The organism is Streptomyces pseudovenezuelae, assembly GCF_029892565.1.
Lineage (GTDB): Bacteria > Actinomycetota > Actinomycetes > Streptomycetales > Streptomycetaceae > Streptomyces > Streptomyces pseudovenezuelae_A.
The window spans coordinates 194,217-206,955 of sequence record NZ_JARXVH010000004.1; the positions used below are offsets into that span (position 1 = coordinate 194,217).

Here is a 12,739-nt window from a genome sequence, read left to right on the forward strand (position 1 = left end):
CGGGCGATACCGTCCCTCTGACCGATCGGGCGAGATCGACGCGCGAGGAGCGGCATGGGTGAGGGTCCGGGTATCGAACCCGTCCTGGTGACCGGTGGGAGTGGGTTCGTCGGTAGTCAGCTGGTCGCGCGGCTTCTTGAGCGTGGGTATCGGGTGCGGGCCACCGTGCGGAGTACCGGGAACGCCGTGAAGGTGGCGCCGCTGCAGGCCATGCAGGAGCGGTACCCCGGGCAACTTGAGCTGTTCGAGGCTCAGTTGCTCGTCGACGGGGACTTCGACGTGGCGATGGAAGGGTGCGGGGTCGTGTTTCATGTGGCCTCGCCCTTTCTCATGCCGGAGAAGATCAAGGACGGGCGGCGGGACGTCGTCGAGCCCGCGCTCGTCGGGACGCGGAATGTGCTCGGGAGTGTGGAGCGGACTCCGAGTGTGCGAAGGGTGGTGTTCACCTCCACCGTGGGGGCCGTCTTCGGGGACTATGTCGACGTGCTGGAGATGGACGGGGGCGTGCTCGGCGAGAAGTACTTCAACACCACCAGCACCGTCGAGAACAATCCGTATCACTACGCCAAGACCGTTGCGGAGCAGGCCGCTTGGGAGGCGGCGGAGGGGCAGACGCGGTGGCGGCTCGTGTCCGTCAATCCGGGGCTCGTGCTTGGGCCGTCCCTTACCCCCGCGTCCGAATCCGGCAGCCTCTTTCTGCTCGAAGAGCTCTTCAAGGGTTACTTCTTCTACGGTGCTCCCGACTTCAGTTTCACCACGGTCGACGTTCGTGATGTCGCCGACGCCCACATCGCCGCGGCCGAGAATGCGGACGCGCACGGGCGGTACATCCTCGCCTCGGAGCGGATGGCCTCCTTCGCCGACATGGCTCGGATTCTCCGTGGGCGGTATCCGAGGAATCTGCGGTTGCCCCGAACTCGGCTGCCGCACTGGCCCGTTCGCGTACTCGGGCCCGCCTTCGGGCTGACCCAGGACTACATCCGCAAGCACCTCGGCATACGGTTCGAGGTCGACAACGGGCGTGGGGTACGGGAGTTGGGGATCACGTATCGGCCGATCGAGGAGACCGTGCTCGATCACTACGAGGCCTGGCGGCAACAGCGGGCTCGCTAAGAGGTGGTCCTCGCCTCCCCCAGCGTTCCCCTCAGTCTCTGTGCCCTCAGCACCAGTTCCAGCTCGAAGCGGCGGTCCGGGTCGTCTATCTCGTCGCCCCACAGTTCGCGGATCTGGCGGAGGCGGTAGCGGACCGTCTGGGGGTGGACGCCGAGGCGGGCCGCGACCTCCGGTGCGCCGCCTCTCGTCTCCAGCCAGGCCAGTAACGTCTCCGCGAGGCGGCGCCCGTGGGTGGGGCCGCTGTGCGCGAGCGGGGCCAGGCAGCGTAAGGCGAGGTCGTCGATCAGTTCCTCCGGTTGGAGGAGGACCAGGGCCTCGGTGTGCTCGGTGCAGTGGAGGACGTCTCCGGCGGGCAACAGGCCCCGCTCCACCAGCCGTACCGCCGCCTCCGCCCAGTGCAGCGACTTCGCCGCGTCGGCCAGCGGTACTGGTGGGCCGATCGCGCCGGACCAGCCGGTGAGGGCGCGGTGGAGGAGTTCGGGGCGGCCGGCGGCGGCCGGTTCGGGGACGACCATGCGGGGCTGCTCGTACTCCATGTCGAGGAGCACCCCCTCCCCCACGGCCGGTGCCACCGCCTCCCTCGCCGGGCGCAGCAGTACGCCCACCGCGACCTTCTTCGGCAGCGGCCAGCCGACCCGCGCGGCCCGTTCGGTGAGCGCCTCGGCCGGCCCGCCGCCCCGGTGGTGCTCGGCCAACAGCAGTTCCATCAGGCGGCGTTGGAGGCGCAGGCGTTCGCCGGCCTGCCGTGCCGCCGCCTCCGCGTAGCCGCGTACCGACTGGTCGACCAGGCCGTCCAGGTACTCGTAGCCCGCGTCGACGAGTTCGTACATCGCCGGGGGCGGGATCTCCACGCGCTGGCCGATGTCGGCGAAACAGCGCCAGGCCAGGCGTACGCCCATGCGGTAGATCGCCTGGAGGGAGTCCAGGGAGCGGCCGTGCAGGCCCTCGCCGCGGCCGAACTCCTGGAAGACGCCCGGCGGTACGGTCGGGCGGCCCTCCGAGGTCTCCAGGTGCTGGACGAAGACCTCGATGGCGCGGCGGATGCCGACCATGGCCATCGGCTCGCCCGACTCGTCGAGGACGACCGGGAGATGGGGGTACTCGCGGCGGATCTCGCGCAGGATCTCCTCGGCGAGCGCGGGCGCCTCCGCCATGGCGAGCGCGGCGAACTGGCGGACCTGGAGGCGGGGTACGTCGTGCCAGGCCGAGTGCGTGGCGGTGGCGGGTGAACGAGCCGGCGTCACCCGTCAACTCCCCTGTCCGGCTTGCTCGTACGTGATCAAAGGCGTGTTGGGCTGGTCCGGGGTCGCGTCGAGCAGCGCGACGATACCGAGCGCGGCGCCCACCGCGAGAGCGGCGGCGGCCACGACGGTGAGTGCGGCGGCGAGCAGTCTGGACATCGCAGGGTCAGCCTCTCTGTCGGGAGGTCGTCCCCACCCCGCTGTCCCACCCCTGCCTGTCGGCCCAGTGTCGACAACCATTGACACCCCGTCAAGAGGCGCCTACGGTCCCGGGCCCATGGAACGGCCCGACTCCGTCATCCCTCCCCCCTGGAGTGCCCGGATGCGCCGTACAGCCTCACCAACCTCTTTGATCCTGCTCGGTCTCGGCGTGTTTCTGCTGGTCCTGGCGCCGATGCTGGCGTGGTACGTGCAGCCGCGGGCTGCCGTGAACCCGATCGACATCGACACCACCGCCGTCTACCAGGGCACCGGTGCCTACTTCGACACCGACGAGGTGCGGACCGTCACCGGTAAGCGCATCACCGTCACCCAGCAGGTCCGCGGCAATGTCGAGGACAGCGAGAAGAGCGGCGACGCGGTGTGGGACGTGACGACCACCGTCGACACGGACAAGACGCTGCCGGCCGCCGATCCGCACGACTCGCTGGAGTTCTTCCTCAACCGCTGGGTGACCGACCGCAAGACCAACAAGCCCGTGCACTGCTGCGAGGAGAACCCGTACTTCGAGGGCGACGCCTACCTCAAGTTCCCCTTCGACGTGCACAAACGCTCCTACCAGTGGTGGGACAACTCGCTCGGCGACGTGATCACACTGCACTACGCCGGCAAGCAGAAGGTCCAGGGCTACACCGGACTGGCCTTCACCGGCACGGTCCCACCGACGAAGATCGGCACCCGGCTGGTGCCGGGCAGCCTCGTCGACCAGCCCAATCAGTCGCAGGTGCTGGCCGAGGAGTGGTACTCCAACCACGGCGTCCGGCTCGTCGTCGACCAGCGCACCGGCCGCGTGATCTACGCGCAGGTCGGCCCGCGACGTACTCTGCGCGCGCCGGGGCACTCGTACGACGCGGTGCTCCTCCTGGACGCCGACAAACTGGTCTTCACGACCGCCACGCAGAAGTCCCAGGTGAAGTTGGCCAAAAAAGAGAGCGGTCAACTGCGCATGGTGGGGCAGACGTTGCCGATAGGAGCCGCTGTGGCCGGGTTCGTCCTGGCCGTAGTAGGGGGCGTTTTGGTGGTACGAGGACGGAGGCACCCCCAATCGCCTGATTCCTCCGGGTCTGGGCTCACGATGTGACACGACGTCAGTTCTAATAAAGCCCGAAATTGTCATCTCGGTGAGTAGCCGTGGCGAACGGCGGGGCGAAAACTGTCCAACCCCACCCCAGCACAGCCCGTCCACACCCCCCTCCTGAGAAGGGCTCAGTTCCCCCACAGTGACAGCACAGAAGTAGCCACGATGTCGCCGCGGCATCCCCACGGTGTCGCCAAGACCTCGCCACTGAGTTCCGCACCCTGAGACGAGTTGGAGCACCAATGCCCCAGCACGTGCCTTCCTCGCTGCGTGCCGTGCACCCCTGGGCGCCGCAGCACCCTTCGGCGCACCCCCCACAACCGCGCCGAATCGTTTTCCTCGCCCACCGGGATCTGGACAACCCGGCGGCCGGCGGCTCCGAGTTGCTGGTCGACCGGCTCGCCGAGGGACTGACCGGGCTCGGCCATCAGGTGACGCTGCTGTGCGGCGGACCCGCGGCCTTCCGGGACTACCGCGTCGTGTCGGCGGGCGGCTCGTTCGACCACTATCTGCGTGCCCGCTCCGCGTTCGCCCGGCAGATCGGCGACTGCGACCTGCTGGTCGAGGTGTGCAACGGCATGCCGTACTTCGCACCGGTCTGGCACCGCGGGCCCACGCTGTGCCTGGTCAACCACGTCCACTCCGACCTGTGGGCGATGCGGTTCGGCGGGCCGTTGACGCCGGCCGCGCGGCTCGGCCGAAGACTTGAGCAGTGGGCGCTGACCGGTGCGACCGGTGCGCAGCGGCGCGGTCTGCTGGTCGCGGTCTCGCCCTCGACCGCGCACGCGCTCCGCGCGATCGGCGTGGAGCGGGACCGGATCAGAGTCGTGCACAACGGAGTTGAGGAACCCGGGCCGCTGGGTGAGCGGTCGGCCGAGCCGTTGTTCGTGGCGGTGGGGCGGCTTGTCGAGTACAAGCGGATCGATCTACTGCTTCGGCTGTGGGAACGGGTACGTCCCGTTACCGGCGGGCGGTTGGTGATCGTCGGGGACGGGCCCGAGAGAGAGCGGCTTGAGCAACTCGCCGGTCCTGGAGTGGAGTTCGCCGGGCACGTGTCCGAGGAAGAGAAGCATCGGCTGTTGTGTGCGGCGTGGTTGTTGCTGCATCCGTCTGCCGTAGAGGGCTGGGGACTCGTGGTCACCGAGGCGGCCACCCGAGAGACCCCGACCGTTGCCTTTGATGTGCCCGGTCTGCGGGATTCCGTGGTGGACGGGGAGACGGGTGTGCTTGCGCACGGGGAGTCTTCCTTTGCCGCCGCCTGGTGCACGCTTGCCCTCTCGGGCGAGCGGCGGGAGCTGATGGGGAAGATTGCTCGGGAGCGGGCGGCTCGTTTTCGGTGGGATCGGACCGTCAGACAGTTTCGGGCCGTTGCCGCGGAGGCGGTGAAGGGCTGGGGGTCGTGACGCCTATTCGCCGTGGCGGGGAAGGTGGATCGCGAGTGCCGGCCCGTGGGGGCTGGTCGCGCGGTTCCCCGCGCCCCTTGAGGGGCGATGCAAGCAGCCGGCGCTTCAAAGACCCCTCAGTTCGGCGCTCCCTCGCTCTCTTTCGGGCCTTTCTGCATGAGCAGGATGATCCCGAAGCCTGCTACTCGCTTCTGGCTCGTGATGCCGTCGATCAGGTCGAGGCCTATGACGGGAGCGTCGCCGGGCGGATTGTCCTGGATGTCGGTGGCGGGAACGGGTACTTCACCGAGGAGTTCAGGCGGCGCGGGGCGCACGCGTATCTCTTCGAGCCGGACGTAACGGAGTTGGGCGGGAAGCCGCCGGACTCCACTGTGATCGCGGACGGGTATCTGTTGCCGTTGTCCGACGGGGTCGCCGACGTGACCTTCTCGTCCAACGTGTTGGAGCACGTGGCCGATCCGCAGACGTTTCTGAGCGAGTTGGCCCGGGTGACGCGGCCCGGTGGGCTGATCTACGTGTCGTTCACCAACTGGCTGTCCCCGTGGGGCGGTCACGAGTGGGCGCCGTGGCACTACTTCGGTGCCGAGCGGGCCCGCGCGCGCTACCGGCGGCGTACCGGGAAGCCGGCCAAGCACACCCTCGGCGAGAACCTGTTCGCCGTGCACATCGGCGCCACCCTGCGGCAGGTGCGCGCACGCGACGACGTCATGGTCGTCTCGGCGCGCTCCCGCTACTGGCCCTTCCTCGCCGAGACCGTCGTGAAGGCGCCCGGCATAAGAGAGTTGGCCACCTGGAACCTCCTCCTCATACTCCGGCGGTGTCCCCCATGACGACCACGGTCCAGGCCCCTCCTCCGGCAACCGTCCCTACGGCGAGGGCCACTTCGGGACCGCCGGAGGGACCGCGGTCGCGGCGCTTGCTGGTCGGGTTCTGGGCCGTGGCGTTCCTGCTGTTCCTGGTGGTGCACCCGGGGCGGCAGACCTTCGACACCAAGCTCGGTGTGACGGTCGATCCCGGCGCGTTCTTCTCCGATCTCGGGCAGTTGTGGCACGACCAGGGGTCCTTCGGCGGGATCCAGGACCAGTACGCCGGTTATCTGTGGCCGATGCTGCCGTTCTACTGGCTGGCCCATGCCGTGCAGCTGCCGGTGTGGCTCGCGGAGCGGCTGTGGATGTCGTTGATCGTGTCCGTCGCCTTCTGGGGTGCGCTGCGGCTGGCCGAGCGGCTGCGGATCGGGACCGGTGGGTCCCGGCTGCTCGCGGGAGTGGCGTACGCGCTGTGGCCGGTGTTCACGATCGTCGTCGGTTCGACATCGGCGGCGGTACTGCCCGGCGCCTTCCTGCCCTGGGTGCTGCTGCCGTTGACCGACGAGCGGTACACCGCCCGGATCGCGGCCCTGCGGTCGGCGCTGATCGTGCCGTTCATGGGCGGGGTCAACGGTGCTTCCACGCTGGCCTCGCTGCTTCCCGTCGGGCTGTATCTGCTGTCCCGGCCGCCCGGGCCACGGCAGCGCAAGCTGATCGCGTGGTGGGTGCCCGGGGTGATCGTGGCGACCGCGTGGTGGTGGATACCGCTGCTCATGCTCGGCGTCTACGGCGAGAACTTCCTTCCCTACGTGGAGACTTCGCAGACCACGACGGCCACCATGTCGGCCACGGAGGCCCTGCGCGGGGCCGGTGACTGGGTCGCGTATCTGCACTTCGGGGAGGCGTGGCTGCCGGCCGGGTGGGCCGTGGCGTCCTCGGTGATCGTGATCGTCTGCTCGGCGCTCGCGGCCGGGCTCGGGCTCGCCGGACTGGCCAGACGCGACATGCCCGAGCGGCGGTGGCTGGTGCTGACCGTGGTCACGGTCTCGCTGGTGCTGCTCGCCGGGTACGGAGGCGCGTTCGGGGCCCCCTTCCACGGGGTGGTGCAGGACTGGCTGAACGGTTGGCTGGTGCCGTTCCGCAACATCTACAAGTTCCAGACGGGGCTCGCCCTGGCGCTGGTGCTCGGGCTCGCCCATCTGGTGGGCGTGGCCGCCGAGCCGCACGGGGCCCGGCCGGTGCGCGGGCGTCGGTTCGCGCCGCTGGTCGCGGCGGTGCTGATCCTGCCGGGGCTGATGTGGCCGTACCTCAACGGCTCGATCCTCAACCCGGGTTCCTTCCAGGAGCTGCCCAAGTACTGGTCGACCACGGCGGACTGGCTGGAGAAGTACTCCCCCGACTCCCGCGCCCTGGTCGTCCCCGCCACCGCGCACGGCCTCTACACCTGGGGCTCCCCCGTCGACCAGCCCCTCGACGTGCTCGCCAAGTCCCGCTGGGCACAACGGGATTACGTCCCCTTCGGCACCCCGGGCAACCGGCGCGCGATGGACGCCGTCGAGAACGCGCTGACCTCCGGCAGTGAAGTCCCGGGCCTGGCCGACTACTTGAGCCGCGCCGGTGTCTTCTACGTCGTCCTGCGCAACGACCTCGACCAGAACCAGGTCGGCTCCGTGCCGACCACCACCGTCAAACGCACCCTGGAACAGTCCGGGTACCAGCGGGTGACCGGGTTCGGGCCGGTCATGACGGGCGGGACCATCGCCCACGACTCCCCGCTCCAGGTGGAGGGGCTGTACCCACGCCAGCGCGCGGTGGAGATCTACGAGCCCGCCGACCAGGACGTGACCAGGCCCGGGCAGGCGCATCTCCTCCCGGTCGCCGACACCGCCGTCGTCTCCGGTGGCCCCGAGTCACTGCTCCCCCTGGCCTCCGACCTACGCGGCCGAGCCACGGTCCTGACCGGCGACAACCACCCCGGTCTCGGCACCCCGTCGCTCCAGGTGACCGGCGACGGACTGCGCCGCGCGGACACCCGGTTCGGCCTGGTCAGCGGCAACACCTCGTACACGTACACGAGTTCGGAGCGCAACGCGCCGGACGCCGTGCAGGACCCCGGCGAGAAACCGCACCAGATCCTGCCGACCAAGGGCCTCGACCACCAGACCGTGGCCCAACTGCGCGGCGCCCGCTCGGTGTCGGCGTCCTCCTACGGCAACTGGCTCTTCTCGCTGCCGCAGTACGACCCGGTGAACGCCTTCGACGGCAACCCGGACACCGCGTGGGCCGAGGGAGCGCCCGGCTCGGCGGACGGGCAGTGGCTGCGGATCGGATTCACCGGCTCCTACGACATGCCGTCCTCCTTCAAGGTCACGCCGTTGCCGCAGGAGAGCGTGCGGTCGGCGGCGACGAAGGTGCGGGTGGAGACGGAGAAGGGGTCGAAGACCAGCTTCCTCAAGCCGAACGGCACCACGCAGAGCATCAAGGCGCCCGCGGGCGGGACGCGTTGGATGAAGCTGACGATCCTCGACTCGGTGGCGCGGCACACCGGCCTGACCGGCGCCGGGTTCTCGGAGGTCGCCCTGCCGCACGTCCAGGTGACCCGGCTGCTGCGACTGCCGACCGACGCGGACGCCTCCGACGCCGCCGCCTCGCTGATCTCCCTGCACCGCACACCCGACCCCACCGGCCTCTCCGCCACCGGCACGGAGGCCGGCCTGCACCGCACCTTCTCGACCGACTCGGCGGGAACGTACGAGGTGAAGGCGGGCGCGGTACCGGTGAGCGGCGAGGCGCTCGACAAGCTGCTCTACCAGGTCGCGCCCGACCAGCAGAACCGGATCGTCGCCACCGCCGACTCCACGGCGGACCTCGGCGCGGGCCTGTCGGCGCGCAACCTCACCGACGGCGACCTGACGACGGCGTGGATCGCGGGCGACCGGCCGACGATCCACCTGAGTTGGAGCGGCAAGCAGGCGGTGGGAGAGGTTGTCCTGGCTCCGGCGGGCGGGCTGTCGACCCGGGCCACACAGGTGGACATCACCTCCCCGGACGGCTCCACGATCGCGGGCGTCGACGAGAACGGCGTGGCCCGCTTCGACCCCATCACCACCGACCGGCTCGACATCACGATCACGCAGACGGCCCCACTCACCCTGCACAACCCGGTCGCCGACGAGGACTTGAAGCTTCCGGTGGGCCTGACCGAGGCGTACATCCCGGCCCTGGACCAGTACCGCACCAAACAGCCCAGCCCCGCGCGGGAGTTCTCGCTGCCGTGCGGACAGGGACCGGTGGTGTCGGTCGACGGCGAGCTGTACCAGACGGGTGTGAAGGGAACCGTGCGGGACCTGACCGAGCGGCGGCAGGTGGAGGTGACGTTGTGCCAGGAGGGGCGTGAGGACGGCGAGTTGGAACTGCCGTCGGGCTCGCACCGCGTGGAGGCCGGTGACAGTGGCCCCCTCGCCCTGACGGACGTGACCCTCACCCGTGGCACGGTGACCGAACCCACCGCCGACGCACGCCAGTTGACGATCCGGGACTGGCTGGGCGACCGCCGCAAGGTGATGGTCGGCTCGGGCGCGGCCACCTACCTGACGACGTACGAGAACTTCAACGACGGCTGGAAGGCCACCCTCGGCGGCAAGGAGCTGACCCCGGTCCGCCTCGACGGGTGGCAGCAGGGCTGGCGGATCCCGGCCGGGGCGGGCGGCGCGGTAAAGCTGTCGTACGAGCCCGCGACGACGTACGAGGGCGGGCTGATCGGCGGCGCGGTCGGACTCGCGGTCCTGATCGGCCTGGTCGTCTGGCGCCGCCGCGTCCCGAACCCCGACCTGCCGCAGCCGGTCCCGCCGGCGCCCGGGCTGTGGCTGGGCACGGTGGCACTCACGGTGGTCGGCATCGTGATCGCCGGCTGGTTCGCCCTGTTGGTCCCGGCGCTGGCGCTCCTGGCCTACCGACGGCACCAGTTCCTCGTGCCGATCGCCTTCGCGGCCCTGGTTGGAGCGGGGATCGCTGCCGCCACGGGGGCCGGAGAGCCGGTGGGTGCGGGCGAGGGGGCGTTCGGGCGTACGGCTCAACTGCTGGCGTTGATCGGGCTGTTCGCGGGAGTCGTGAGTGTTCGGGAGCCGTACGGCGGTAGGGCGGGTGACCCTGCGTGGGGCCGTTCCGGCGGGTTCAGGTCCGGGTCCGGTTCTACGGCGGTGCTGCCGCCGACTCCCGCGAGCGGGCCACCGCCCGGCTTCGAGACGCCCCAGGCACAGCCGCTGCCGCAACGGCACCCGGGCGAGAGCGGGCCGCCGACCAGGAGCGGGACGGCGGTCGAGGGGGAACCGGCGACCGGGGACGAGCCGGCGACCGAGGGCAGGTCCACGACACCCTCTCCCGTCCCCCGCCCCGACGCCGGACCGCCCATCTCCGCGCGCGGTCCCGGCGGGCCCGACCCCGACCCGCCGACCGCACGGATCCCGTTCGGCAAGCCCAGGCTCCGGCCCACGCCGCCCGAGGAGACCGGAGAACCCGAAGCGACCGGACACACCAGGGAGGCCGGAGACACCAGGGACAGCGGGGGCGGCGGGGAAGCCGACGAAGGCCACGACGCCCCAGACGCCCGGGATACCCAGGACACCTCGGGTACCCGGGGTACCCGCGACACCCCGGACCCGCGGCAGACCGACGACACCCCCGCCGCACCGGCCGACCGCGCACCGGAGGACCGTAGGGGAAGGGGCGAAGCCACATGACCGCACTCGAACACCCCGCCCGCGCCGACGGCCCTGCGCAGCCGTCCGCCCGCATCCCCTTCCCGCTGGTCGACGAGGTCTCCCGGCACTGTGTGCAGGAGGAGGAGCCGGAGACGGTGCACATCGAGGTGCATCTGCCGGGGCCGCTCGACCGGGACCGGCTGACGGCGGCCTTCGGGGCGGCGTTGCGTCGGCATCCCCGCATCCTGATGCGGGAGGCGCCCGGGCCTTGGTATCGGCGGCGCTACGAATGGGAGTTGACGGCGGAGCCTGACGTTGAGGTGGTGAGTTTCCCGCCGGCGGGGCAGAACGCGTTGCGGGACGCCAGGACGCGGGCGTTGACGTCGGCTCCGCCGCTGTCCCTGTCGCCGCCGATCCGGCTGGAGGTGGTGGCGGACGCCGGGCGGGCCGAGGGGAGCGAGGCGACGGACGCGGTCGGGGTCGCGGCACACCGGCGGACCCAGACCCCGCGAACCGGCGGAGCAAAGGGCACCGTTCTCTTCGTCACCATCAACCACACCGCCCTCGACGGCCCCGCCTGCCTCCGAGTCCTGGCCACGGCAGCCGAGTTGTACGGCGGCCGGGACAACTCCCCCGCCGCACCGCCCGTCCGCCCGCCCGAACCGCCGCAGCCGCCCGCCGACACCCCCTCCAACTGGTCCCCACCCGCCCGGGTCGCCCCCGGCACCCCGGAGCCCTCCCCCGGCAACGGCCTGCTCGTCACCGAACTCCCGCTCCCGCACCGCCCGAAGGGCTCGCCCTACACCGTGAACGACCAGCTCATGGTCACCACGGCCCTGACGATCACCCACTGGAACCGGGAACATGGGGCCCGGCCGCGACCACTGCGCATCACCATGCCGGTGGACGACCGCCCCCGGGACGCCACCATGCCCATCGGCAACGGCACCCGGCTGGTCGAAGTCCCCTTCTCTGTTGAGGAGTTGGACGCGAACGAGCCCTCCGACATGCCGGCCCTGCTGCGGCGGACGGCGGCCCGTACCCGTGCCCTGAAGGCACTTCCCCGGCCCCAACTCGGGTGGGGCGCAGCTCTGTTGACCGCTCCGGTCACGCCCGTGGCCTGGCGTGCCGCAACCACCCGGGGGCTGCGGCGGGCCGCCGCGAGCTGGACCTCGACGACGCTGCTCAGCAACATCGGCCGTATCCCGTACGCGTTGGACTTCGGCGAGGAGGCGGGCCGGGCGCACGCGGTGTGGTTCTCCGCCCCGGCCCGGATGCCGCGCGGTCTCACCGTGACGACCGCCTCCACGGCGGGCCGGCTGCATCTCGCGCTGCGCTGGTCCCGGGCGCTGCTCGGCCACGGGGACGGCGCCCATGTCAGGGACCTGTTCGAGCACTATCTGCATACGACGGAGACGGGCCCATGACGACCACCGCACCGCCCCCGCGCGACCTCCGGGACTTCTACGAGGACCCGTCCGTGCCCGTCGCCTCCGGCGCCCCGCGCAGCCTGCGCCAGGCCCGCATGCTGGCCGCCGCGCTCGGCCCGGTGAGCGGGCGCCCGTGCACCGTCCTGGACATCGGCTGCGGTGACGGCACCGCCGCGGCCACCGCCGCCCCGCTGCTCGCCGGGCACCGGCTGATCGGCGTCGACTGGTCGCAGGACGCCCTGCGGCGGGCCCGCACCCGGCTGCCGGACACCGTGCGCGGTGAACTCACGGGTGGGGGGCTGCCGTTCGGTGCCGGGTCCGCGGACGCCGTGCTGTTCAGCGAGGTCGTCGAGCATCTCGTCGACCCGGACGCGGCGCTCGACGAGATCCGCCGCGTACTGCGCCCCGGCGGTCATCTGATGCTGTCCACGCCGAACCTGGCCGCCTGGTACAACCGCGGTCTGCTGCTGGCGGGGGTGCAGCCGGTGTTCTCCGAGGTCAGTCTGCGGGCCATCCACGGGCGGCCCGGGTCGGAGGTCGTCGGGCATCTGCGGCTGTACACCGCCCGCGCGCTCAGGGAGTTCGTCGCCGCGTCCGGCTTCACAGTCGTGGAGTTGAAGGGCGCGCCCTTCCACGGCGTACCGGGTGCGCTGCGCCCGCTCGACCGGCTCGCCTGTGCCAGACCGTCGCTGGCCTCGATCCTCCTGCTGCACGCACGCAAGACGTAAGGGGGCCGGCCCATGTGGGTG

Annotated in this window: 9 protein-coding genes; 7 read left to right on the top strand and 2 right to left on the bottom strand. The window is 71.0% G+C overall.

Annotated features, from left to right (window positions below; translation table 11 throughout):
• The first annotated feature begins 54 nt into the window (after window positions 1–54).
• Window positions 55–1,113 carry an NAD-dependent epimerase/dehydratase family protein gene (locus M2283_RS13745; RefSeq protein ID WP_280876463.1) on the top strand — a complete coding sequence of 353 codons (1,059 nt, stop codon included), beginning with the start codon at window positions 55–57 and terminating at the stop codon, window positions 1,111–1,113.
• Here the strand turns inward: M2283_RS13745 and M2283_RS13750 are convergent.
• Both M2283_RS13750 and M2283_RS13755 read right to left on the bottom strand, forming a co-directional pair.
• Window positions 1,110–2,357, bottom strand: a complete 1,248-nt coding sequence (locus M2283_RS13750) for a helix-turn-helix domain-containing protein (RefSeq protein ID WP_280876464.1) — start codon at window positions 2,355–2,357, stop codon at window positions 1,110–1,112. The two genes, M2283_RS13745 and M2283_RS13750, sit on opposite strands and share 4 nt — an antisense overlap.
• Window positions 2,358–2,360: 3 nt before the next feature.
• Complete coding sequence (locus M2283_RS13755) at window positions 2,361–2,513, bottom strand: hypothetical protein (protein ID WP_174267325.1); 153 nt, start codon at window positions 2,511–2,513, stop codon at window positions 2,361–2,363.
• 163 nt (window positions 2,514–2,676) lie between these two features.
• On the opposite strand from M2283_RS13755, the gene M2283_RS13760 reads away from it, so the two are divergent.
• The 6 genes from M2283_RS13760 (at window position 2,677) to M2283_RS13785 (ending at window position 12,718) form a co-directional block, all read left to right on the top strand.
• Complete coding sequence (locus M2283_RS13760) at window positions 2,677–3,654, top strand: DUF3068 domain-containing protein (RefSeq protein ID WP_280876465.1); 978 nt, start codon at window positions 2,677–2,679, stop codon at window positions 3,652–3,654.
• A gap of 239 nt (window positions 3,655–3,893) precedes the next feature.
• Window positions 3,894–5,054, top strand: a complete 1,161-nt coding sequence (locus M2283_RS13765; protein WP_280876466.1) for a glycosyltransferase family 4 protein — start codon at window positions 3,894–3,896, stop codon at window positions 5,052–5,054.
• Between the two features lie 77 nt (window positions 5,055–5,131).
• Window positions 5,132–5,884 (top strand): class I SAM-dependent methyltransferase, encoded by a 753-nt coding sequence (locus M2283_RS13770; RefSeq protein WP_280876467.1) that lies wholly within the window; start codon window positions 5,132–5,134, stop codon window positions 5,882–5,884.
• A complete protein-coding gene (locus tag M2283_RS13775; protein ID WP_280876468.1) occupies window positions 5,881–10,599 on the top strand; it encodes a DUF3367 domain-containing protein in 4,719 nt (1,572 codons plus the stop codon). Before M2283_RS13770 ends, M2283_RS13775 begins: the two co-directional genes overlap by 4 nt.
• On the top strand, window positions 10,596–11,987 hold the full coding sequence (locus M2283_RS13780; protein WP_280876469.1) for a condensation protein: 1,392 nt from the start codon (window positions 10,596–10,598) through the stop codon (window positions 11,985–11,987). The genes M2283_RS13775 and M2283_RS13780 overlap by 4 nt, the downstream gene beginning before the upstream one ends.
• Window positions 11,984–12,718: a class I SAM-dependent methyltransferase gene (locus M2283_RS13785; RefSeq protein WP_280876470.1), complete on the top strand. Its 735-nt coding sequence runs from the start codon at window positions 11,984–11,986 to the stop codon at window positions 12,716–12,718. Before M2283_RS13780 ends, M2283_RS13785 begins: the two co-directional genes overlap by 4 nt.
• Window positions 12,719–12,739: the final 21 nt, after the last annotated feature.

Coding starts and splice junctions, on each gene's coding strand:
- M2283_RS13745 (WP_280876463.1), top strand. CDS start 55: ATGGGTGAGGGTCCGGGTATCGAACCCGTCCTGGTGACCGGTGGGAGT.
- M2283_RS13755 (WP_174267325.1), bottom strand. CDS start 2,513: ATGTCCAGACTGCTCGCCGCCGCACTCACCGTCGTGGCCGCCGCCGCT.
- M2283_RS13760 (WP_280876465.1), top strand. CDS start 2,677: ATGCGCCGTACAGCCTCACCAACCTCTTTGATCCTGCTCGGTCTCGGC.
- M2283_RS13765 (WP_280876466.1), top strand. CDS start 3,894: ATGCCCCAGCACGTGCCTTCCTCGCTGCGTGCCGTGCACCCCTGGGCG.
- M2283_RS13775 (WP_280876468.1), top strand. CDS start 5,881: ATGACGACCACGGTCCAGGCCCCTCCTCCGGCAACCGTCCCTACGGCG.
- M2283_RS13780 (WP_280876469.1), top strand. CDS start 10,596: ATGACCGCACTCGAACACCCCGCCCGCGCCGACGGCCCTGCGCAGCCG.
- M2283_RS13785 (WP_280876470.1), top strand. CDS start 11,984: ATGACGACCACCGCACCGCCCCCGCGCGACCTCCGGGACTTCTACGAG.